This is a genomic window from Mycobacterium sp. FW102-FHT13B02 (assembly GCF_058790275.1).
Map to the genome: position 1 here is coordinate 35,207 of NZ_JBYTCM010000009.1, position 21,507 is coordinate 56,713.

Annotated in this window: 19 protein-coding genes; 14 read left to right on the forward strand and 5 right to left on the reverse strand. The window is 66.5% G+C overall.

Annotated features, from left to right (window positions below; translation table 11 throughout):
* Nucleotides 1-3: 3 nt before the first annotated feature.
* Entirely contained in the window at nt 4-432 is a 429-nt protein-coding gene (locus tag AC3WTE_RS17075) for a BlaI/MecI/CopY family transcriptional regulator (protein WP_492439283.1), read from the reverse strand.
* A 110-nt stretch (nt 433-542) separates the two neighbouring features.
* On the opposite strand from AC3WTE_RS17075, the gene AC3WTE_RS17080 reads away from it, so the two are divergent.
* The 4 genes from AC3WTE_RS17080 (at nt 543) to AC3WTE_RS17095 (ending at nt 7,066) form a co-directional block, all read left to right on the forward strand.
* Nucleotides 543-3,842, forward strand: a complete 3,300-nt coding sequence (locus tag AC3WTE_RS17080) for an error-prone DNA polymerase (RefSeq protein ID WP_492439285.1) — start codon at nt 543-545, stop codon at nt 3,840-3,842.
* Between the two features lie 283 nt (nt 3,843-4,125).
* Nucleotides 4,126-5,679, forward strand: a complete 1,554-nt coding sequence (locus AC3WTE_RS17085) for a succinic semialdehyde dehydrogenase (RefSeq protein WP_492439287.1) — start codon at nt 4,126-4,128, stop codon at nt 5,677-5,679.
* Between the two features lie 80 nt (nt 5,680-5,759).
* Nucleotides 5,760-6,332: a TetR-like C-terminal domain-containing protein gene (locus AC3WTE_RS17090; protein ID WP_492439289.1), complete on the forward strand. Its 573-nt coding sequence runs from the start codon at nt 5,760-5,762 to the stop codon at nt 6,330-6,332.
* 92 nt (nt 6,333-6,424) lie between these two features.
* Nucleotides 6,425-7,066 (forward strand): nitroreductase family protein, encoded by a 642-nt coding sequence (locus tag AC3WTE_RS17095; RefSeq protein WP_492439291.1) that lies wholly within the window; start codon nt 6,425-6,427, stop codon nt 7,064-7,066.
* A 74-nt stretch (nt 7,067-7,140) separates the two neighbouring features.
* Here AC3WTE_RS17095 and AC3WTE_RS17100 read toward each other — a convergent pair whose 3' ends face one another.
* Complete coding sequence (locus tag AC3WTE_RS17100) at nt 7,141-7,602, reverse strand: tRNA (cytidine(34)-2'-O)-methyltransferase (protein ID WP_492439574.1); 462 nt, start codon at nt 7,600-7,602, stop codon at nt 7,141-7,143.
* 216 nt (nt 7,603-7,818) lie between these two features.
* On the opposite strand from AC3WTE_RS17100, the gene AC3WTE_RS17105 reads away from it, so the two are divergent.
* A complete protein-coding gene (locus AC3WTE_RS17105) occupies nt 7,819-8,220 on the forward strand; it encodes a hypothetical protein (RefSeq protein ID WP_492439292.1) in 402 nt (133 codons plus the stop codon).
* Here AC3WTE_RS17105 and AC3WTE_RS17110 read toward each other — a convergent pair whose 3' ends face one another.
* A complete protein-coding gene (locus tag AC3WTE_RS17110; protein ID WP_492439294.1) occupies nt 8,221-8,844 on the reverse strand; it encodes a TetR/AcrR family transcriptional regulator in 624 nt (207 codons plus the stop codon).
* Between the two features lie 85 nt (nt 8,845-8,929).
* Between AC3WTE_RS17110 and AC3WTE_RS17115 the strand changes: the two genes are divergently transcribed.
* The 5 genes from AC3WTE_RS17115 (at nt 8,930) to AC3WTE_RS17135 (ending at nt 13,587) form a co-directional block, all read left to right on the forward strand.
* Nucleotides 8,930-9,295 (forward strand): DUF4345 domain-containing protein, encoded by a 366-nt coding sequence (locus tag AC3WTE_RS17115; protein ID WP_492439295.1) that lies wholly within the window; start codon nt 8,930-8,932, stop codon nt 9,293-9,295.
* Nucleotides 9,296-9,528: 233 nt separating this feature from the next.
* Nucleotides 9,529-12,201 (forward strand): HAMP domain-containing sensor histidine kinase, encoded by a 2,673-nt coding sequence (locus AC3WTE_RS17120; RefSeq protein ID WP_492439297.1) that lies wholly within the window; start codon nt 9,529-9,531, stop codon nt 12,199-12,201.
* A complete protein-coding gene (locus AC3WTE_RS17125; protein ID WP_459366417.1) occupies nt 12,201-12,599 on the forward strand; it encodes a roadblock/LC7 domain-containing protein in 399 nt (132 codons plus the stop codon). Before AC3WTE_RS17120 ends, AC3WTE_RS17125 begins: the two co-directional genes overlap by 1 nt.
* A 12-nt stretch (nt 12,600-12,611) precedes the next feature.
* The gene (locus AC3WTE_RS17130; RefSeq protein WP_492439298.1) at nt 12,612-12,998 is read left to right on the forward strand and encodes a DUF742 domain-containing protein; all 387 of its coding nucleotides are present in this window, start codon (nt 12,612-12,614) and stop codon (nt 12,996-12,998) included.
* Entirely contained in the window at nt 12,979-13,587 is a 609-nt protein-coding gene (locus AC3WTE_RS17135) for a GTP-binding protein (RefSeq protein WP_492439300.1), read from the forward strand. The genes AC3WTE_RS17130 and AC3WTE_RS17135 overlap by 20 nt, the downstream gene beginning before the upstream one ends.
* Here AC3WTE_RS17135 and AC3WTE_RS17140 read toward each other — a convergent pair.
* On the reverse strand, nt 13,584-14,357 hold the full coding sequence (locus AC3WTE_RS17140; protein ID WP_492439302.1) for a DUF1906 domain-containing protein: 774 nt from the start codon (nt 14,355-14,357) through the stop codon (nt 13,584-13,586). The genes AC3WTE_RS17135 and AC3WTE_RS17140 overlap by 4 nt on opposite strands.
* Nucleotides 14,358-14,377: 20 nt before the next feature.
* Between AC3WTE_RS17140 and AC3WTE_RS17145 the strand changes: the two genes are divergently transcribed.
* A complete protein-coding gene (locus AC3WTE_RS17145) occupies nt 14,378-14,947 on the forward strand; it encodes a pentapeptide repeat-containing protein (protein WP_492439304.1) in 570 nt (189 codons plus the stop codon).
* A 125-nt stretch (nt 14,948-15,072) separates the two neighbouring features.
* Nucleotides 15,073-17,478, forward strand: a complete 2,406-nt coding sequence (locus AC3WTE_RS17150) for a CocE/NonD family hydrolase (protein WP_492439306.1) — start codon at nt 15,073-15,075, stop codon at nt 17,476-17,478.
* A gap of 21 nt (nt 17,479-17,499) precedes the next feature.
* Here AC3WTE_RS17150 and AC3WTE_RS17155 read toward each other — a convergent pair whose 3' ends face one another.
* Complete coding sequence (locus AC3WTE_RS17155; protein ID WP_492439307.1) at nt 17,500-20,205, reverse strand: FHA domain-containing protein; 2,706 nt, start codon at nt 20,203-20,205, stop codon at nt 17,500-17,502.
* Between the two features lie 99 nt (nt 20,206-20,304).
* On the opposite strand from AC3WTE_RS17155, the gene AC3WTE_RS17160 reads away from it, so the two are divergent.
* Both AC3WTE_RS17160 and AC3WTE_RS17165 read left to right on the forward strand, forming a co-directional pair.
* Nucleotides 20,305-21,156: a bifunctional methylenetetrahydrofolate dehydrogenase/methenyltetrahydrofolate cyclohydrolase gene (locus tag AC3WTE_RS17160; RefSeq protein WP_492439309.1), complete on the forward strand. Its 852-nt coding sequence runs from the start codon at nt 20,305-20,307 to the stop codon at nt 21,154-21,156.
* On the forward strand, nt 21,153-21,446 hold the full coding sequence (locus AC3WTE_RS17165) for a DUF3017 domain-containing protein (RefSeq protein ID WP_492439311.1): 294 nt from the start codon (nt 21,153-21,155) through the stop codon (nt 21,444-21,446). The genes AC3WTE_RS17160 and AC3WTE_RS17165 overlap by 4 nt, the downstream gene beginning before the upstream one ends.
* Nucleotides 21,447-21,507: the final 61 nt, after the last annotated feature.

Consider the following 21,507-nt stretch of genomic DNA (forward strand, 5'->3'; position numbering starts at 1 on the left):
CCGCTAGGCGCTGAGCTTGGGTGTCAAATTCATTGCGGGGCTGTTGGTTCCGGATGAATAGCGGTCCACGGCGGCGAGCGCTCGCCGAAGAACATCGATCTCGTCGGCCGCGACCTGCGTGACGAAGTGGACCAACGCTGCATGCCGGTCGCTCTGGTCGGCAGCTTGCCCGAGCGCGTCGACCATGAGGCCGGCGACCAGCTGATCGCGGCTGTGCGATGCGACGTAGCGGTGCGCACGAGCCTCGCGCAGTTGCCGGACCACGCCCTTGCCGGCAAGTCTGCGCAGGACTGTCATGACGGTGGTGTACGCGAGTTTGCGCTCCGCGCAGATGGCGCGGTGGACCTCGCGAACGGTCTGTGGGCCATCCGCGTCCCAGAGGTGATCCATCACCTCGCGTTCCAGATTGCCCAAGTGCCTCAGCGTGGCCATCTTCCGTCCCTCTCCGACGTCCCCGGAGATCTAGTCGGATGGGGATCGCCCGAGTTCCCGCAGATTCCACGCCCCTGGTGTTCGAACAAAGTTTCGAATATCCTGATGTGGTGGGTTGGCACAACGGTCCGCCGAGCTGGGCGGAGATGCAGCGGGTGCTCGAGGGTAAACCTCGGGTGGCCGGTGCTTCTCCGGAGACGCCGGCCGATGGTGGTGACAGCCCGGCGTGGTCGCGTAAGCGTGGTGACTATCAACCGGTGGACCGTCCGGCCCGGCCGGCAACATCGGTGCCGTATGCCGAGCTACATGCACATTCCGCGTACAGCTTTCTCGACGGCGCCAGCACGCCGGAGGAATTGGTGGAGGAGGCCGTCCGGCTGGATCTGCGGGCCATCGCACTGACCGACCACGACGGACTCTACGGCGTCGTGCGGTTCGCCGAGGCTGCCAAAGAACTCGACATGGCAACGGTTTTCGGTGCCGAGCTCTCTCTCAGCAACACTCCGCGTACCGAGTTGCCCGACCCACCCGGTCCGCATCTGCTGGTCCTGGCCCGCGGGACCGAGGGATACCGGCGGCTGTCGCGGGAGCTGGCCCGGGCGCATCTGGCCGGCGGCGAGAAGGGCGTGCTCCGTTATGACCTGAATAGCCTCACCGAGGCCGCCGGCGGGCACTGGCAGATCCTCACCGGCTGCCGTAAAGGACATGTGCGCCGGGCCTTGTCGGCGGGTGGCGCGGACGCTGCGGACAAGGCGCTGGCCGACCTGGTGGACAGGTTCGGCGCGGACCGGGTGACCATTGAACTGACCCACCACGGACACCCACTCGACGACGAACGCAATGCGACGCTGGCGGGCCTGGCGCCGCGGTTCGGCCTCGATGTGGTCGCCACCACCGCCGCACATTTCGCTGCGCCATCGCGGGGGAAGCTGGCGATGGCAATGGGAGCCATCCGCGCCCGCAATTCGATGGATGAGGCCGAAGGCTGGCTGGCTCCGCTGGGTGGGTCGCATCTGCGGTCCGGACGGGAGATGGCCCGGCTGTTCGCCCACCACCCAGGGGCGGTCACGAAGGCCGCCGAGCTGGGGGAGCAGTGCGCATTCGAATTGCGTTTGATCGCACCGAAATTGCCACCGTTCGACGTGCCGGAAGGACACACCGAGATCAGCTGGCTGCGCGAGCTGGTGGCGGACGGGGCGGCCCGTCGCTACGGCTGGAAGCCGGATGCGGACAAGGAGAAGGCGTACCGCCAGATCGAGCACGAGCTGAAAATCATTGAGCAGCTGGAGTTCCCGGGCTACTTCCTGGTGGTGCACAGCATCACCGAGTTCTGTCGAAACAGTGACATCCTATGCCAGGGCCGGGGGTCGGCCGCCAACTCGGCGGTCTGCTACGCGCTGGGTATCACGAACGTCGACCCGGTGGCCAACGAGCTGCTGTTCGAGCGGTTCCTGTCCCCGGCGCGCGACGGTCCGCCGGACATCGACATCGACATCGAATCGGACTTGCGCGAGAACGTCATCCAGTTCGTCTACGAGAAGTATGGCCGGGACTACGCGGCGCAGGTGGCCAACGTCATCACCTACCGCGGCCGTAGCGCGGTGCGGGACATGGCCCGGGCCCTGGGTTTTTCGCAGGGACAGCAGGATGCCTGGAGCAAGCAGATCAGCCGGTGGAACGGACTGGCCGACTCTCCGGACGTCGAGGAGATTCCCGAGGCAGTGATCGACTTGGCACTGCAGGTCAGAAATCTGCCGCGGCACATGGGAATTCACTCTGGTGGCATGGTGATCTGCGACCGGCCGATCGCCGATGTGTGCCCGGTGGAGTGGGCGCGGATGGAGAACCGCAGTGTGCTGCAGTGGGATAAGGACGACTGTGCGGCAATCGGTTTGGTCAAGTTCGACCTGCTGGGGCTGGGCATGCTCTCGGCTCTGCATTACATGATCGACCTGGCCAGGGAACACATGGGCCTCGAGGTGGATCTGGCCAAGCTCGACCTCACCGAGCCCGCGGTGTACGAGATGCTGCAGCGCGCCGACTCGGTGGGGGTGTTCCAGGTCGAGTCCCGGGCTCAGATGGCCACGCTGCCGCGGCTGAAACCCAAGAGGTTCTACGACCTGGTGGTCGAGGTGGCGCTGATCCGCCCCGGTCCGATTCAGGGCGGCTCGGTGCACCCGTATATCCGGCGGCACAACGGATTGGAAAAGCCGGACTGCGAACACGAGTCGATGAAGCCCGCGTTGGACCGGACACTCGGGGTGCCACTGTTCCAGGAACAGCTCATGCAGCTGGCCGTCGACTGCGCCGGTTTCACCCCGGCCGAGGCCGACCAGCTGCGCCGGGCCATGGGGTCCAAACGGTCAACCGAACGGATGCGGCAACTGCGCGGACGATTCTTCGACGGTATGCGGGAACTGCACGGCATCACCGGCCCGACCGCCGAACGGATCTACGAAAAGCTTGAAGCCTTCGCCAATTTCGGTTTCCCGGAGAGCCATGCGTTGAGCTTCGCGGCGCTGGTGTTCTCCTCGTCGTGGTTCAAGCTGCACCACCCCGCGGTGTTCTGTGCGGCATTGCTGCGGGCCCAACCGATGGGCTTCTATTCGCCGCAGTCGCTGGTGGCCGACGCCCGACGGCACGGGGTGCTGGTGCACGGACCGGACGTGAACGCGAGCCTGGCGTATGCGACGTGCGAGAACCGCGGCACCGAGGTGCGGCTGGGGTTGGGGACGGTCCGGCATATCGGAGATGAGCTGGCACAGCGCATCGTCGACGAGCGAGAAGCGGGCGGGCCGTTTACTTCTCTGCTTGACCTGACCGGGCGGGTGCAACTGTCGGTGCCGCAGGCCGAGGCGTTGGCGACCGCGGGCGCGCTGGGGTGCTTCGGCATCACCAGGCGGGAGGGGCTGTGGGCGGCCGGGGCGGCGGCTGCGGAACGCCCCGACCGGTTGCCTGGTGTCGGGTCGGCCGGTGGCATTCCGGCGCTGCCCGGCATGACGGAATTGGAACTGGCGGCTGCCGACGTGTGGGCCACGGGCATCTCGCCGGACAGTTACCCGACTCAGTTCCTGCGGGAGGACCTCGACGCACTGGACGTGGTGCCTGCCAACCGGCTGCTGGAGGTGCCCGACGGCACCCGCATCGTGGTGGCCGGCGCGGTGACGCACCGGCAGCGTCCCGCCACCGCGCAGGGGGTGACGTTCATCAACCTGGAGGACGAGACCGGCATGGTCAATGTGTTGTGCGCACCGGGTGTGTGGTCCAGACATCGCAAATTGGCGCAGACCGCGCCGGCGCTGCTGGTGCGCGGCATCGTGCAGAACGCCAGCGGGGCGGTCACCGTGATCGCGGACCGGATGGGCCGGCTGGACCTGCGGGTGGCGGCCAAGTCACGGGACTTCCGGTGAGGCGAGGCGTCTGATGCCTGTGTCGTGTCGAGATTGACGAAATGGTTGCTCTTGAGGCGCATCGGCGACCAATTCGTCGATCTCGGTGGCACAGCGCCAGCCGAATCACTCTGATGACTGGCCCGGGACCAGACGAAGTGGGTAAATTTGCCAATCTCATTGACATAATGCCCGTTTTGTAAAAAGCTGGATCTATGGCAGCCGCACGCTGTCGCGTAGTGTTACCGAGACCGCCGGTACCGCAAAATTATCGCGCATCCTCGACCGACCCAGGAGAGCCAGTATGCCCGCACCGTCAGCGCAGGTTTTCGATCGTCTCCGTCAACTGGCCGCCATCGAAGACCTCGATGCTCGGCCGACCCGCACCATCGACGAGGTGTTCACCGGCAAAGCGCTGACCACCATCCCGGTCGCGACCGCCGAGGATGCCGAGAAGGCCTTCGTCAAAGCCCGTGCCGCCCAGCGTGATTGGGTCAAGCGGCCGGTTGCTGAGCGGGCCGCGGTGATCGCGCGCTACCGCGACCTGGTGCTCGAGAACCGCGAATTCCTGATGGACCTGCTGCAGGCCGAGGCCGGCAAGGCGCGGTGGGCGGCCCAGGAAGAGATCATCGACCTGTTCGCCAATGCGGACTACTACGCCAAGGTCGCGGCCAAGCTGCTCAAGCCCCGCCGGGTCGCGCCGCTGCTACCGGGACTGAACCGGACCACCGTCGCCTACCAGCCCAAGGGCGTCGTCGGCGTCATCTCGCCGTGGAACTATCCGATGACTCTGACCGCGTCCGATGCTGTGCCCGCCCTGCTCGCGGGTAACGCGGTTGTGCTCAAGCCGGACAGCCAGACTCCCTACTGCGCGCTGGCCTGTGCCGAGTTGCTCTACCGCGCTGGCCTGCCGCGCGCCCTGTACGCAGTGGTGCCCGGGCCGGGCTCGGTGGTCGGCACCGCGATCGCCGACAACTGCGACTACCTGATGTTCACCGGCTCCTCGGCCACCGGCAGCCACCTCGCCGAGCACGCCGGCCGTCGCCTCATCGGGTTCTCCGCCGAACTCGGTGGCAAGAACGCCATGATCGTCGCCCGCGGCGCCAACCTCGACAAGGTGGCCAAGGCCGCCACTCGGGCCTGCTTCTCCAACGCCGGTCAGCTGTGCATCTCGATCGAGCGCATCTACGTCGAGCGCGACATCGCCGACGAGTTCACCCGCAAGTTCGGTGACCAGGTACGCAAGATGCAGCTCGGCACCGCCTACGACTTCAGTGTCGACATGGGCAGCCTCATCTCCGAAGGTCAGCTCAAGACCGTCTCCGGCCACGTCGACGACGCGAAGGTCAAGGGCGCCAAGGTGATTGCCGGTGGCAACGCCCGCCCCGACATCGGTCCGTTGTTCTATGAGCCGACCGTGCTCACCGACGTCACCTCCGACATGGAATGCGCCAACAACGAGACCTTCGGTCCGCTGGTGTCGATCTACCCGGTCGCCGACGTCGACGAGGCCATCGCCAAGGCCAATGACACCGAGTACGGGCTCAACGCCAGTGTGTGGGCCGCCTCCATCGAGGAGGGCGAGCAGATCGCCTCCCGCCTGCGGTCCGGCACGGTCAACGTCGACGAGGGCTACGCCCTGGCCTGGGGGAGTCTCGGCGCACCCATGGGTGGCATGGGAATTTCGGGTGTCGGTCGCCGGCACGGCGCCGAAGGCCTGCTGAAATACACCGAATCCCAGACCATTTCGACGTCCAAGGTGCTCAACCTGGACCCGCCATTCGGTCTGTCGAAGTCGCTGTGGCAGAAGTCGCTGGTGCCGATCGTGCGTGCGGTGACCAAGCTGCCTCGGCACTAAGCGCGCAACAACGTCGGCGCGGTCGCGACGCGTTGTGGTATCACTGTGTCGATTATTGACGCACGTGTCGGGGAGGCGCTGTGGACGATTCGGGGACCGTCCCGGATGCGACGCGTGAGCAGATCCTTGCCGCTGCATTGGATGAGGTGACCCAGTGGGGCATCGAGCGTTTCAGCGTGGAAAGCCTTTTGGCCCGAAGCGGTATCGATCGAACGGCCATTGCGGCACATTGGCCCGACGATGAAGAGCTGCTACTTGACGTGCTGCTCGATTGGCCGGGACGTACGGTGGGGCCACCTGATACCGGGTCTCTCGCCGGCGATCTGACGATCCTGGTGATGGCCATGGCCGCGTACCTCAATTCGGAGTCGGGGCGCCGGATTCAGAGCGCGCTGGTGATTCCGAATCGCTCGGGGATGCGGATCGACATCCGCCAGAAGGTATGGCAACGCCGGGCGTCGACGATGCAAGACGTATTCGCTCGGGCCGTCGCCCGTAACGAAATGCGCGCCGACCTTGATTCGCGGATGGTCCTGCAGATGTTGCTGGCGCCCATCAACATGCGGTTGCTGCTCACTCACGAGCCGGTGGACGAGCAGTTTTGCCGAACGCTGGTCGGCATGGTGTGCCGCGCCGTCGCTCCTGGAGACTGAAAATCATTGCGCCATAAGCTGTTCGGTGATCATCGCCGCCGGCCCGGCCGCGGTGCGAATCGCTGGATTTCTGATGGCGGTACTGTGCGGCTATGACGCTGAACCTCACCGCTGACGAAGTGCTGACCTCCACCCGCTCGGTGCGCAAACGACTCGACTTCGAGATGCCCGTGCCGCGCGGGGTGATCATGGAGTGCCTGGATCTGGCGCTGCAGGCGCCGACCGGCTCGAACAACCAGGGTTGGCAGTTCGTCTTCGTCGAGGACGAGGCCAAGAAGAAGGCGCTGGCCGAGATCTACCGGACCAACGCCACCCCGTATCTGGCGATGGAGGCTCCGCAGCGCGGCGATATGCGCGACGACCGGGCCGGCGCGGTGAAGAGTTCGGCGGAGTACCTCAACGAGAACTTCGAGAAGGCGCCCGTGCTGATGATCCCGTGCCTCGAGGGGCGGCCCGATGGCGCCGAAGCCGGCATGCAGGCCTCGTATTGGGGCTCGCTGCTGCCGGCCGTCTGGAGCTTCATGCTCGCACTGCGCTCGCGCGGTCTCGGCTCGGCGTGGACGACACTGCACCTGCTGGGCGACGGGGAGCGGCAGGCCGCCGAGCTCCTGGGCATTCCGTTCGAGCGATACACGCAGGGCGGACTGTTCCCCATCGCCTACACCAAGGGCACCGATTTCAAGAAGGCCCAGCGGCTGCCGGCCGAGCAGCTCGCGCACTGGGACGCCTGGTGAGTTTTTCATCGCCGAAACTGCGGTTTCTCGCGTGATTTCGACGATTTCGCGCCGGAAGCCGTAGTTCCGGCGGCCTAGATGCCCTCGGCGAAGCCGAGCTGACGCCACGCCTCGTACACGGCGACAGCGGCGGCGTTGGACAGGTTCAGGGACCGCCGGCCCGGGATCATCGGAATCCGGACCTGACCGGTGATGTGTGGGTCGGCGAGCGTCTCGGCGTCCAGGCCGGTGGGTTCGGGTCCGAACATCAAGACGTCGTCAGCTTGATAGGTCACGTCGGCGAACGACGAATTGGCGTGCGCGGTAAAGGCGAATACCCGCGCCGGCATGAGTGCGTGCCATGCGGCCGGCAGGTTGGGGTGGACCGTCACCGACGCCAGATCGTGGTAGTCCAACCCGGCGCGACGCAGTTTCGGCTCGGAGAGGTCGAAGCCGAGCGGCTCGACCAGGTGCAGCTCGGCGCCGGTGGCGGCGACCATCCGGATCGCGTTGCCGGTGTTCGGCGCGATTCGCGGTGAGTAGAACAGCACTTTCAGTGCCACCCAGCGGCCTCCCTGCCTGTACCTGCCGGCCCGACGCCGGTTTCATCGGGAGAGTCAACCAGTACGGCCCGGTACGACAAATTCCGTGGGCGCCTTGTGCCGTCGAACGTTGAACGTCGACCGACTCGGGCCTCGTGTCACTGAGGTAGGCGCTCGATGATGCGCGCCGCGAAATCAGCGACATATCCGATGGGAACGAGGTAGGTGAGCATGATGCGCACACTGATGGCAGCAAGCTGCATGGCAGGTGCCGCGCTGATCGGCATGGCAACGCCGGCATTCGCCGACAACACCACCCACAACTTCAGTTGTCAGGACATCGAAGCCGCCGGCGGCGGTACGCCGGGTAACTCCGCAACGGCACCGGGCTCGGTGTTCAACGAAGGCGGCATCAACAGCCCGCTCGGCGGCACCGGCGGACAGGCCTACAACAGTGCCCGGCAAGGCGCGGGTGCGCCGTCGCAATACGACACGGCATGTGCGCGGACCACTGCCAACGGCACGAGCACCCCGATGCAGACCACCATGTCGCCGACTCAGATCACGAACAATTCGCTCGCGACCAGGACGACTCTCGGCGTGATGTCGCATACCGGCAACGGACACAAGTAGTCAGCGCGCCGTCGCTGGACCGGTGACCCCACGGGGTAGCTGGTCCAGATCGGCGTGCGGGCCCACCAGGCCGTCAAGTGCCGACATGCACAGGTCGACGGCGGCATCGCGAGAGATTTGTTGTAGCCCAAGCCATTCCAGTGCGATCTCGCGGACCAGTGCGAGCCAGCCGGACAGCGCGACAGCCATCACGTCGCGGCCATTTGCGGTCAGGTCCAGCGAGTCCACGATGCGGTCACGCAGGCCGTTGAGTTCCATGGTGATCGGGTCGCGCACCACCGGATCGGCCGCAATGGCGCTGCGGTTGGCAATCATGACCAAGGTCAAGTTGCGTTCGTAGAACGAGTAGTAGGTGGCGAGCGCGGCGCGGACCTGGTCTCGCACCGCGGCGGTCGGGGTGAAACGCGAACCCGCGGACAGTTGCTCGTGGGCCCTGGCCCAAAGCGCGGCGAACAGTTCCTTCTTGCTGGGGAAGTAGTGGTAGATGAGGGCCCGTGAGATCTCGGCCTGGGCCGCGATGTCCTCCATCGATACCTGTTCGAAAGGGGTGACCGAGAACGCCGCCATTCCGAGATCGAGGATCTGATCTCGGCGTTGGTCGGGGGTCAACCGACTCCGTGCCATTTAGGCACTGTAATTCACCTGTTGACCGTGGCCGTGCGGGCCCGATACCCTTCTATTAGATGAAGTCTAATAGCGGTGGTGGGGCATGGTGACGAAGTGGTGGTTGAGAGTCTTCGGTGCCGCATGTATAGCGATCGGGATCGTGCACCTCGTGTTCGGGCCACCATCGATTATCGCAGGCGGCCTGGTCAACGCCACTATTGACAGCGAACTGCGGTTTTACGCGACGCTCTTCATCGGCTTCGGTGGGGGATTCATCTGGGCCGCCGCCGACCTTGCCCGACGGTCGGCGCTGGTGCATGTGCTGAGCGGGTTGTTCCTGGCCGGCGGCCTGGCCAGGCTGCTTGCGATCTGGCAGACAGGGGTGCCACATGCCTTCTATGTGCTGCTGATCGTTGTCGAGATCGCGGTCCCCGTACTCAACTGGGTTCTGCTCGAGCGCATTCGCTGAGCGGGCGTGTCGGGTAGCGCGCTTTACCACACAACTGTGCAACACATCGGTCACGAACACTGTTCGTTGGATGTGAAGCATGGAAACGGCTGCTCATCGCTGTCATACTGCGACAGATTGCCAGGCGGATTCCCGCGCCCGAGTGGGCTGAAAAATCCGGCGGGGAACACCACTATGAACCATGCGCCCTTACTTGATTGCGGTCCCATGGCCGGCGGGAAAGCCGAGCCGCGATGACTGCTGCGCAACAGTTTTCGGCAGCTGATCAGGTCACCCGCGCGCCCGCGAAACGCCCATCCCGCTTCGCGCCGTCGAATTGGCCGGTCGCCTGGAAAGTTTTCGCCATCGCCTTTGTGCCATTGGTGCTGGCCGGAACGTTCGGGGGGATGCGGATCTATTCGGGCTGGACCGACGCGGCAGATTTGCGTCGCGCGGCCGACCGCGCCGAAATGGTGCCGGCCATCGAGAACTACATGGCGACCTTCGACGCGGCGCTGCTCGCGAGTTCCACCGGCGGCGACGCGCAACAGGCGCTGAGCGCCTATGACGACAGCAAGCGACGTCTGCAGCACCGGCTGACGGACACCGACGTCGCGACCGACGTCAGTACCGGCATCAAGACCCTGCTCGATGGTGGTCAGGGGCTGCTCAACAAGGTGGCCTCCAACAGCGTCGGGTTGCGCGAGCGCGTCACCCTGTACGCGCCCATCCTGCTGACCGCCGAAGACACCATCACCGGCTCGGTGCGCATCGACGACGAGAAGATCCGGGCGCAGACGCAGGGTCTGAGCCGGGCCGTCGGCGCTCGCGGCCAGATGATGATGCAGCAGCTGCTGGTCACCCTTGGCGGCGAACTGCCGGACAACGAACTGCGCAGCTCGATGACCACCCTGGCCGGCACCGAGCCGTCGACGTTGTTCGGCATGAGCGAAGTGCTGGGCGTCGGTTCGCCCGAGGCGCAGAAACTGGCCCAAGAGATGGTCAAGCGGATGTCGATGATGTCCGACCCGAGCGTGCAGCTGGTCAACAACCCCGATCTGAGCCAGTCGATCCAGACCACCAGCGGCATCGCCGGAAAGCTGCTGGACAGCGTTTCCGCGTCCGTCGTCTCGGCGGTCAACGATCAGGCCACCGCGAAACGCACCGAAGCCATCCGCGACTCGGTGGTCGTCGGCACGGTGATGGTGCTGGCTCTGCTCGTCGTGTTGTACATGGCGCGGACCCTGATCCGGCCGTTGCGCCGGCTGCGCACCAGCGCCCTCAAGGTCGCTCACGAGGATCTGGTCCGTGAGCTCGACGAGGTCCGTTCCGGCGCCGACGTGACGGTGCGGCCGCTGCCGGTGCACAGCACCGAAGAGATCGGTCAGGTGGCGCACGCGGTCGACGAACTGCACGAACAGGCCGTACTGCTGGCGGGGGAGCAGGCGAGGCTGCAGCTGCAGGTCAGCGACATGTTCGAGACGCTGTCGCGGCGCAGTCGGTCGCTGATCGACCAGCAGCTGACGGTCATCGACCAACTGGAGCGCGACGAACAGGATCCGCAGCGCCTGGCCAAGCTGTTCCGGCTGGACCATCTGGCTGCCCGGATGCGGCGCAACGGCGCCAACCTCCTGGTGCTGGCCGGCACCAACGTGCCGCACGAGCAGGGCGAGCCGGTGCCCGTGACCGCGGTGATCAATGCCGCGGCGTCCGAGGTCGAGGACTACACCCGGGTGGCCATCGTCGCCGCCCCCGACACCCAGATCCACGGTTCGGTCGCCGGCGATCTGGTGCACATGATGGCCGAGCTGCTGGACAACGCGTTGCGGTATTCACCGCCCAGCTCACAGGTGCAGGTCTCCGCGGTGCACGCGCCCAATGGCGCACTGGTGATCGAGGTCAGCGACGGCGGCCTCGGCATGACCGACGCCGATCTGCGCATGGCCAACAGCCGACTGCGCTCGGGCGGCGAGGTCAACACGTACACCGCGCGGCACATGGGCCTGTTCGTGGTCGGCCGGCTGGCCACGCAGCACGGACTGGTCGTCCGGCTGCGCGACACTGTCGAGGGCGACCCGGATTCGGGTACGACCGCCGGCATCTATGTCCCGGTCGAACTGCTGGCGGGGCTGCCCGCGATCCCGGACTTCGGTACCTACTGGGACGGCTCGTCGACGGCAGAAACCGGGGTGACCGAACTGCCGGGCCTCGGTCCCGACACCGGGGGGTTCGCGACGTTCGGCGCCGTCGAACGGCCCGTCGTGTTGCCCCCGGCGCCGGCGGAACCGTCACTTGTGGCACCGCAGCAGCGCAACGGCTTCGGCGCCCCCGCCGAGGCCGGTGACCTCAGCGGCGTCAACCTGCCGCAGCGCAACCCGGGTGCGAGCGGTATCGCCGGGCGCACGGAGCCGCCCGTCGAGCGGCCGGCGCAGGCGCCGACCGACACGTCGTCGTTCTTCGCGGCCCGGGCTCAGCCGCAGTCGCCGCAGCCACCGGCTCCTGAGCCGCCGCGGCCGGCGCCTGCTCCCGCGCCGCCCGTCCGCCCGGCTCCGAGACCCCAGCCGAGCGCCACCGCCGGAAGTGAGGACGCCATCTACCAGAAGATGCTGTCGGAATGGCTGATCGACGACCCCACGCAGCTGGCGAACAGCACCGACCTCGATTGGCAGACGGTGTGGGACCAGGGGTGGTCGGCCGCGGCCGCAGCGCAGGATGCGCCGGTCGTCGAGCACACCGAAGCGGGCCTGCCAGTGCGTCAGCCCGGTGCCCGGCTCATCCCCGGTGCTCCTGAGGAGGACGCCCAGGGCAAGCCGGAAGCCGAAGGGTTGCCACTGCGTGACCCGGCCGCGGTGCGCGCGAGCATCGGCGGGCATTTCGGTGGCGTGCATGCCGGTCGCTCGCAGTCCCGTGACGCGGGAGGCCGGTGATGACGCGTACGACTCAGCGCGAATCGCTGGACTGGCTGGTCACGAAATTCGCCGACGAGGTATCCGGGGTGGCACACGCCATCCTCGTCTCGGCCGATGGTCTGCTGATGGCCGCGAGCTCGCGGATGCCGACCGAACGGGCCGACCAGCTCGCCGCCGTCGCCTCGGGGCTGGCCAGCCTGGCGGCGGGTGCCTCCCAGCTGTTCGACGGCGGCCACGTCCTGCAGTCCGTGGTCGAGATGGAGCACGGCTATCTGCTGCTGATGCGTGTCGGCGACGGCTCGAACCTCGCGACGCTGGCGACCCGCTCCTGCGACATCGGCCAGATCGGATACGAGATGGCGATTCTGGTCGAACGGGTGGGGACGGTCGTTCAATCCGCACGCAGGGTCCGGTAGCGAGGACACCTCATGGAGCCGACCTCTGACGCCTGGGAGTCCGCGTTCACCGCGGAGCAGCCCAGCCTGGTGCGGCCCTACACGCTGACCGCAGGCCGGACCGCCACCGAGATCGAGCTGCCCATGGAGGCGCCGATCTACCCGCTGGCAGCCGCCCCGGCGTCGCACTGGCCCGGCAACGACGTGCGTGGTGAGATTCTCAAGCTCGGTTCCACCCGGCCCTCGGTGGCCGAGGTCGCGGCAAAGTTAGCAATACCACTCGGTGTTGCGCGTGTGCTGATCGGCGACCTCGTCACGCAGGGTTATCTTCAAGTACACGCCACGCTCGGCACAACGAATAATGTCGAGGACAGGCGAGACTTGATAGGGAGGACGCTGCGTGGGCTTCGAGCTCTCTGACCGGCCTCCGGCCTCTGACGGGCTCTCTAATCGGCACGCCCCCGCGTCGACGAAGATCGTCATCGCGGGTGGGTTCGGTGCCGGTAAGACGACGTTCGTCGGCGCGGTCTCCGAGATCATGCCGCTGCGGACCGAGGCCATCGTCACCAATGCTTCGGCCGGGGTCGACGCGCTCGCCGGCACTCCTGACAAGAACACCACGACGGTGGCCATGGACTTCGGCCGCATCACCCTCGCAGACGACCTGGTGCTCTACCTGTTCGGCACACCGGGGCAGCGACGGTTCTGGTTCATGTGGGACGACCTGGTGCGCGGCGCCATCGGGGCGGTCATCCTGGTCGACGTGCGCCGGTTGCAGGACAGCTTCGCCGCCGTCGACTTCTTCGAAGCGCGGAACCTGCCGTTCATCATCGCAGTGAACGAATTCGACGGCGCACCAAGGCATCCCGGCCATGCCGTGCGCAAGGCGCTGGCGCTGCCCGACCACATCCCGGTCGTCACCGTCGATGCGCGGCAGCGGCAATCGGCGCGCGATGCGCTCATCACCGTCACCGAATACGCGCTGACCAGTCTGGGTGCTCCGGCTTAACGCCCTAGATCCCACTGGCCGTAGTCGGGCGCCAGGATGTCGTCCTCGTCGACGTGGATGTCGCCGATCATGGTGCCCGGGTCGGAAGCCGTCACCACCGTCGCCTGATAGAGCACCGCCATCGGCGCGCGGGCGCCGCCGGACCAGGCCCGGGTCTGCCAGGCCCAGCTGTGGCCCGGGGTGGTGGACCGGCCGATGACGCCGTCGTCGGCCGCCCAGGTGACCTGCCGGGCGCCGCCATAAATCCCTGTGCGTGCCGGACCGATTACCGAATTGATGCCTTTGAACCATTGCAACGCAACGTTTTTCCAAGTGTCGGCGGAGATGTCCTCGTCGACGCTGAAGAAGATCGGCGCGGTATCCGGTCCGCCGGCTGCGCCATGCAGGTTCAGCGCGGTGCGGGCATCGGCGACGCCGCCGTCGAAGCCGCGGGTGAAGTCCGAGGGGCTGTTCACCCAGCCGGGTTTGCCGTACTGGTAGACGCTGACGACGTGCAGACCCGCGGCGCGCAGCGCATCCGTGTAGCTGCGGGCGACGGGCTTGAAGTCGAAGGTGGCGCCCGGCCGTAGCTCGGAGACGTAGACGATGACCCCGGTGTAGCCGGCTGCGACGACCTGGTCGACGGGGACTTGCAGATGGGTGAAGTCGATCAGTTTGCCGTTGTCGGCCAGGGCAATCGGGGTTGCCAGTGTCGTGGCCAATCCGGCAGCGGTCACTGTGAGGAAACCACGTCTCGACAGATGGGCAGTGGGGCGTGCCTGGTCGGCCATCGGGCCTATCGTACGGAACCGTGACGGTTTTCGACGAGCACTGGCAGGACACAGAATTCACCGGAGTTGTCTTTCGCGACGAACGCGACGCCGACCTGAGTCGGCTGCGCACCGAGCGCGTGGTCTTCACTGACTGTGACTTCAGTGGCGTCGACCTGACTGAATCCGAACATTCCGGCTCGGCGTTCCGCAACTGCACCTTCCGCCGGACCATGCTGGCGCACAGCACCTTCCGGCACTGCACGCTGCTCGGGTCGACATTCACCGAGTGCTCGATGCGGCCCATTACCATGGTCGAGGTCGACCTGCGGCTCGCCGTGCTGGCCGGCTGCGACCTGCGTTCGGTTGACCTCACGGACTGCCGACTGGCCGAGGCCTCACTGGTCGGTACCGACCTGCGCAAGGCGGTGCTGCGCGCCGCCGATCTGCGCGGCGCGCGGGTGCAGAACGCGAAGTTCGAGCAGGCAGATCTGCGCGCGGCCCGGACCGACGCGACGTTCTGGACCACCGCAAACGTGCGCGGCGCCCGCATCGACGTCGACCAGGCCATCGCCTACGCGGTGGCCCACGGCCTGGATTTGTCGTCCTAGCAGTCCAAACGGCATTCCAGCAGGAGGCGTGCGAGTAGACGCCTGCTGGAAATACCCCTTCGCGATGACCATGTGCGTCGAGCGGACTCTTCCGCGCGCCGCGAGGCGGGGGTAGGAATATACGCATGGGTGCAGCGGGGAGCATCGGGCGGATCGGCGGGTTGGCAGCGGCATTGGGGATTGGCGCGGCAGTGGTCTGGGGCGGGGGCGTGGCATGGGCCGACCAGCCGCCGAAATCCGGGGCAAGTTCCGCAGGAGCGAAGAGTTCACCATCATCGGACTCGTCGTCGCCGAAGCCGCCGGCTACGGCCGGCGGTACGTCGGCACCTGGCGGCAACCACGTCGCGAAGGAAGTGGAAAAACCTTCGCAGGCAGCACCTTTCAGTGCGAAGCTGCGCGACAACCACAAATCGACGGCATCGCCGTCGACGCCGGTCGCCAAGGTCACGTCATCGACACCGGCTACCTCAGCACTACCGGCTACGTCACCGGCGCCGGCCACGACGCCGACGACAATCCCGTTGACCCGGCCCACGCCGACAGCGCTGACCGCCATCGCCCGCACGCCGACCACCCAGACAACGCCCCTGCCGACGACTCCGCCGACACCGACAGCGAGCACAACTCAGATCACGGCAGTGGCGGCCGTTGCGCGGACGTTGACCATCTCGGCCTCCTCAGGTCCGGTTGCGGTCGTTGCTACCGCCGTCTCGCACGTGGCCGGCTCGCTCGCGAGTCCTTTCGCCGGCACCAACCCGGCCGCGCCGGCAGATTCGCCGCTGGCGTGGACCATGCTCGCGGCTACCAGCAAAGAGACTTTCGCGCCCACGGCCGCCGTTGCTCCGGGGGTTATCGACCCGGTGACACACGCGCGTGTCGTCGCTACCGTGCAGACGCCACTGCTGGCGCCACTGCAGCAAATACCGATCATCGGACCGCTGTTCGTGACGCCGGTGGTCGCGCTGATCAGTCAGATTCCGATCATCAGCGACGTTCTCCACCCGATCATCGGGTACCCGCTACAGCAGGGGCTACCAGCCGGCACCCCGGCGCCGACCGACGTGATGGTGACGTCGTTCGACGGCACCAAGATTTATGTCCATTTCATGCCCGCTGCTGGACTTCAGGCCGGGCAGACGGCGCCGACCATCCTTGATGGTCCGGGCTTGGGCATGCCGGGAGCAACAAACGTCAACGGCACCTTCCTCGACGGAGTGCTGACCGACAACCTTGGCGCGGTAGGCGTCGCGGCCCTGCGCAATGCCGGCTATAACGTCGTGACCTGGGACCCGCGCGGTGAGTGGCAGTCGGGTGGGGTCCTGCAGGTGGACTCTCCGGATTTCGAGGCCAAAGACGTTTCCTCGATCATCACCTGGTTGGCGACCCGGCCCGATGTCCAGCTCGACGGCAGCCCGGCACTTCTTGATCCACGGATCGGCATGGTCGGCGCATCGTATGGTGGCGGCATCCAACTGGTGGCCGCCGCGACCGACCCCCGGATCGACGCCATCGTGCCGACCATTGCCTGGCACAGCCTGAACACCGCGCTTTACAAGAACGATGCGTTCAAGAGCGGCTGGGGAACACTGCTCGAGGTCGCTCTCCTCGGCACCGTCGCGCGCACCAACCCCGCCCTGCTGCCGGCCGCGATCTACGGCGGCCTGACCGGCATGATCACCCCGAGCGACCAAGCGCTGCTCGCCAGCCGAGGTCCCGCCGATTTGGTCAGCAAGATCACGGCGCCGACCATGCTGATTCAGGGCACGGTCGACACGCTGTTCACCTTGCAGGAGGCCGATGCCAACGCGAAAACGCTTATCGCCGACGGTGTTCCAACGAAGGTGATCTGGTTCTGCGGTGGGCACGGGGTATGTACCAATGACCTGCTCGACCCCACCGACGGCAGGCTGATCGAGCAGCGGACCCTGCAGTGGCTCGACCGGTACGTAAACGGTGACACCACGGTGTCGACGGGCCCGAAGTTCGAATTCGTCGATCAACACGGCCAGTACTACTCGTCGGACGTCTATCCGATTCCCACGGGCAACCCGATCATCGCGTCGAGCAGCGGTGGCCAGCTGCCGCTGGTCCCGTTCATCGGCGGCTCGGCGCTGCTCGGCGTATTGCCGATCGGCGGTGGCCCGGCGTTCAACGCTTTGAATCTCAGGATTCCCGCAAGCACGGCTACCACCTACGTTGTCGGCGCACCGCAGCTGACGCTCACCTATTCCGGCACCGGGATCGCCAGCCACGTGTACGGCCAACTCGTCGACAACACAACAGGTCTCGTGCTGGGCAATCAGGTCACGCCCATCCCCGTGACATTGGATGGGCAGACGCACACGATCACCGTTGCGCTGGAAGACGTCGCACAAACACTTCGTCCCGGACAGACACTGACGCTGCAACTGGTCGCGGGCGCCGCCGACTACGAAAACATCGGCTCGCTGGGCGTTTTGAACGTATCGAACATGCAACTCACGCTGCCCACGGCGGATCCGGCGGCGATCGAAGCCGAAACTGTGGTGTGACCCAGTTTCGGCCAAGCCACGTCAGTCAGCTTTGAGGCGGATCCGCCAGCGCACGAAGCCGAGATAGCACGTCGAGAGCAGCAGCAAGGCGCCGATATCGGTCCACCAGGCGCCGGTGGTGTGATGCCAGAACCTGTCATTGGGCAGCACCGGCTCGGGCACCAATCTGGTCAGATCGATGGTCGAGGCCGACGACGCGAAACCCCACCGTGCCGGGGTGAGCCAGGACAACTGATCCAGCACGACCCGGCCGGTGACCGGAATCAAGCCACCGGAGAACACCAATTGGCTCATCACCGCCACCACCAGCAACGGCATGATCTGCTCGGCGGACTTGGCCAAACCGGACAATGCCAGTCCTGTCATGGCGGCAGCCACACATGTCATCGAGATGTCGACGAACATCTCGAGGCTGCGGCCGGGGATCACCGCACCATTGGTGACCGCACCCGGACCCCAACCTTTGCCGATGATCGTGATGGCCACCACGATGGAGGACTGCACGACCGCGAATGCGGTGAACACCGCAACCTTGGCCGCCAGGTACGCGGTGGTCGAGAGGCCGACGGCCTGTTCCCGACGGAAGATCGCCCGCTCACCGATCAGCGCGCGGATGGTCAGCGCGGTGCCCATGAAGATGGCACCGACGTTCATCATCACCAGGATCTGGCCCGGTTCGCTCGGCGCGGCACCGAAATCAGGTGGGCCGGCCGGGAGCGGTTTACCGAAGCCCACACCGGACTTGTTCGGGCCGCCCCCGGGGACCGAAAGGGACAGCACACCCATGATGAACGGCAAGAACAGCAGGAATGCCGAGTAGCCGCGGTCAGCCACGACCAGCCTTACCTGTCGTCGGGCGATGGTGGAGAACTGCCGCAGCAGTGAAGTCTTCGCCGGCTCGCCCAGATCAGCCGGTGTTGCCGCGGGTGGCCGCGGCGGCGTCGGGCCTGATCGTTCCAGGAATTGTTGGTGGGCCGCCTCCGGATCTCCGGCCACCGACGAGAAGATGTCGGCCCAGTTGGTGGTGCCCAGTTCCGGACCGATCTGGCTCGGCGGGCCGCAGAATGCCGTCATGCCGCCCGGTGCCAACAGCAGCACCTGATCACAGACGTCCAGGTAGGTCAGCGAGTGCGTCACTACCAGCACGACGCGGCCGGCGTCGGCCAGCTGCCGCAGCATCGTCATCACCTGGCGGTCCAGCGCCGGGTCAAGGCCTGACGTCGGCTCATCCAGGATCAGCAACGACGGCCCCGTCAGCAGCTCGAGAGCCACCGAAGCACGCTTGCGCTGACCGCCGGAAAGCTTCTCCACGCGGGTATCCAGGTGCTTCGTCATCTCGAGCTCTTCGAGCACTTGCATGACGACCTGCTCGCGGTCTTCCTTTGTGGTGTCCGGTGGCAGCCGCAGCTCGGCGGCGTACATCAGGGCTTGCCGGACGGTCAAATCACCGTGGACGACATCGTCCTGCGGCACCATGCCGATTCGGGACCGCAGCGATGCGTACTCGGCGTGGATGTCGTGGCCCTCGAACGTGACAGTGCCGCTGGTCGGGTGCGTCAGGCCGGCAACCTGCTTGGAGAACGTCGACTTGCCGGCGCCGGACGGGCCGATCACCGCGGTCAGCGTCCCGGGGCGGGCGTCGAGCGAGATGTTGTTCAGCAGGGTCTTGTTGCCCTCGATGGTCCAGGTCAGGCCGTGGACCTCGAGACCACCGGTGCGGGTGTCGGCCGTCGTGACCGTGCGGCGGGCCAGGGTGCCGCCGCTGTAGACGAGGTCGACGTTGCCGATGGTGACGGTGTCGCCGTCCCGGAGCAGCGCTTCGTCGACCCGCTGGCCGTTGACGAAGGTGCCGTTGATGCTCCGGTTGTCGATGATCTGGGCGCCGCCGGCCGCCGACGGAACCAAGGTCGCGTGGTGTCGCGATGCCAGGACGTCCGGGATGACGATGTCGTTGTCGGTGCCGCGACCGATCTTGATGGCTCCGGCCGGCACGTCGGCGTTGCGGCCGGGCCGCAGGATCTTGAGCATCGTCGTGCCGAGGTTGTTCTCGCTGCCGCGCGCGACAGCAGTCGGCCCGAATTGCGTAGCCGGCGAGCTCGACTCTTCAGGATGCGGTGCGACTCGCGCCGGCGCCGGTCGGGACATCGGTGCAGACGGCGGCGCGGCGTACTGCTGGGGTGCGGTCGGATAGCGCGGCTGCTGCGGCTGGCCGTAGTGCGGCTGCGGCCCGCTCGGATACTGCGGCTGCGGACCCGACGGGCTGAAGGTCTGCGGGCCGCTCGGGTAGCGCTGCTGCGCCGCTGACGGCGGGGTGTAGGGCTGCTGGCTGGGCCAGGTGGCGCTGGGCCGGTTATTGGTCGTCGGCGCCGGGGTGACGGGCATGGACGTCGTCGGCGGCGTGCCGGCCGGGCCCAGGTGCTGGCCGACCTCGAAGGTCAGCAGCGGGCCGTCAGGGTTGCCGATGTTCAGCGCCGAACCGTTGTGCAGATCGGCGGCGGGGACACGTTGCCCGTTGACGTACATGCCGTTGAGGCTGCCGTTGTCGACCGCGACCCAGCGGCCGTGATCGAAGCGCAGCATCAGGTGTGCGCGTGAGATCAGCGGGTGCGCGACACGGAAGTCGGCGCGCAGATCGCGTCCGACGACGACGTCGTTTCCCGGGGCGAACGTACGCGTGGCGGCATCATGGCGAACGGTGAGCGCTGGCAGTGCGGCTGGTCCAGTCATCGAAGGCAACTCTATCGGTATCTGTGGGCTTTCCTGGGGACCTGCTGGGTCAGATGGTGGGCATGCACGGATTTCTGCGGGCCTGACACAATGTTCGTCGTGGGTGCAATCACGCTGGACGGCAAGGCCACACGCGACGAGATCTTCACGGACCTGACGAAGCGGGTGGCGGCGCTGGCCGCCGCCGGCCGGACACCGGGTCTGGGCACAGTGCTGGTCGGTGACGACCCGGGCTCGCACGCCTACGTGCGGGGCAAGCACGCCGACTGCGCGAAGGTCGGCATCAACTCGATCCGCCGGGATCTGCCCGCCGACATCAGCCAGGCCGAGCTGAACGCCGTCATCGACGAGCTGAACGCGAACCCGGAGTGCACCGGCTACATCGTGCAGCTGCCGCTGCCCAAACACCTCGATGAGAACGCCGCGCTGGAGCGCATCGACCCCGACAAGGATGCCGACGGGCTGCACCCGACCAACCTGGGCCGGCTGGTGCTGAACGAGCCCGCGCCGCTGCCGTGCACGCCGCGCGGCATCGTCCATCTGCTGCGTCGTTTCGAGGTCCCGATCGCCGGTGCGCACGTCGTGGTGATCGGCCGCGGTGTCACTGTCGGCCGGCCGATGGGCCTGCTGCTCACGCGGCGTTCGGAGAACGCGACGGTGACGTTGTGCCACACCGGAACTCGTGATCTGCCGGCGTTGACCCGGCAGGCTGACATCATCATCGCCGCGGTCGGGGTGCCGCACATGCTGACTGCCGACATGGTCAAGCCGGGTGCGGCCGTCGTCGACGTGGGCGTCAGCCGTGTCGACGGCAAGCTCGCCGGCGACGTACACCCCGATGTGTGGGAAGTGGCCGGCCATGTGTCGCCCAACCCCGGCGGCGTCGGACCGCTGACCCGCGCTTTCCTGCTGGCCAACGTGGTCGAGGCGGAAGAGGCGAAACTGTCTTGACCGCAAAGGAATTCGCCCGCAAAGTGCTCCGCGGTCAATGGCCGATCCTGTCGGTGGGCGTGTTCTTCGTGGTCGCTTTCGCGCTGGTGATCGGCGGCTACTGGCGCCGCGGCGCGCTGGTGATGGCGATCGGCGTCGGCATCGCCGCCGCCATGCGGCTGTTGTTGACCGATGACCGGGCCGGCCTGCTCGTGGTGCGCAGCCGGATCATCGATGTGGCGACGACGGCGTCCGTCAGTGCCGTCATGTTGTATGTGGCGTGGACCATCAATCCGCTGGGTACGGCCTAGTCGCCCTGGCGATTTCGGCGTGCTTCATCACGCGCCGCGGTGCAAAGTCACGCGGAGATCA

What these genes read in the sequence shown, in the direction of transcription:
- AC3WTE_RS17115 (WP_492439295.1), top strand. Translation starts at nt 8,930, where the DNA reads ATGGTGACGAAGTGGTGGTTGAGAGTCTTCGGTGCCGCATGTATAGCG.
- AC3WTE_RS17140 (WP_492439302.1), bottom strand. Translation starts at nt 14,357, where the DNA reads ATGGCCGACCAGGCACGCCCCACTGCCCATCTGTCGAGACGTGGTTTC.
- AC3WTE_RS17075 (WP_492439283.1), bottom strand. Translation starts at nt 432, where the DNA reads ATGGCCACGCTGAGGCACTTGGGCAATCTGGAACGCGAGGTGATGGAT.
- AC3WTE_RS17110 (WP_492439294.1), bottom strand. Translation starts at nt 8,844, where the DNA reads ATGGCACGGAGTCGGTTGACCCCCGACCAACGCCGAGATCAGATCCTC.
- AC3WTE_RS17130 (WP_492439298.1), top strand. Translation starts at nt 12,612, where the DNA reads ATGGAGCCGACCTCTGACGCCTGGGAGTCCGCGTTCACCGCGGAGCAG.
- AC3WTE_RS17095 (WP_492439291.1), top strand. Translation starts at nt 6,425, where the DNA reads ATGACGCTGAACCTCACCGCTGACGAAGTGCTGACCTCCACCCGCTCG.
- AC3WTE_RS17105 (WP_492439292.1), top strand. Translation starts at nt 7,819, where the DNA reads ATGATGCGCACACTGATGGCAGCAAGCTGCATGGCAGGTGCCGCGCTG.
- AC3WTE_RS17150 (WP_492439306.1), top strand. Translation starts at nt 15,073, where the DNA reads ATGGGTGCAGCGGGGAGCATCGGGCGGATCGGCGGGTTGGCAGCGGCA.
- AC3WTE_RS17155 (WP_492439307.1), bottom strand. Translation starts at nt 20,205, where the DNA reads ATGACTGGACCAGCCGCACTGCCAGCGCTCACCGTTCGCCATGATGCC.
- AC3WTE_RS17120 (WP_492439297.1), top strand. Translation starts at nt 9,529, where the DNA reads ATGACTGCTGCGCAACAGTTTTCGGCAGCTGATCAGGTCACCCGCGCG.
- AC3WTE_RS17125 (WP_459366417.1), top strand. Translation starts at nt 12,201, where the DNA reads ATGACGCGTACGACTCAGCGCGAATCGCTGGACTGGCTGGTCACGAAA.
- AC3WTE_RS17085 (WP_492439287.1), top strand. Translation starts at nt 4,126, where the DNA reads ATGCCCGCACCGTCAGCGCAGGTTTTCGATCGTCTCCGTCAACTGGCC.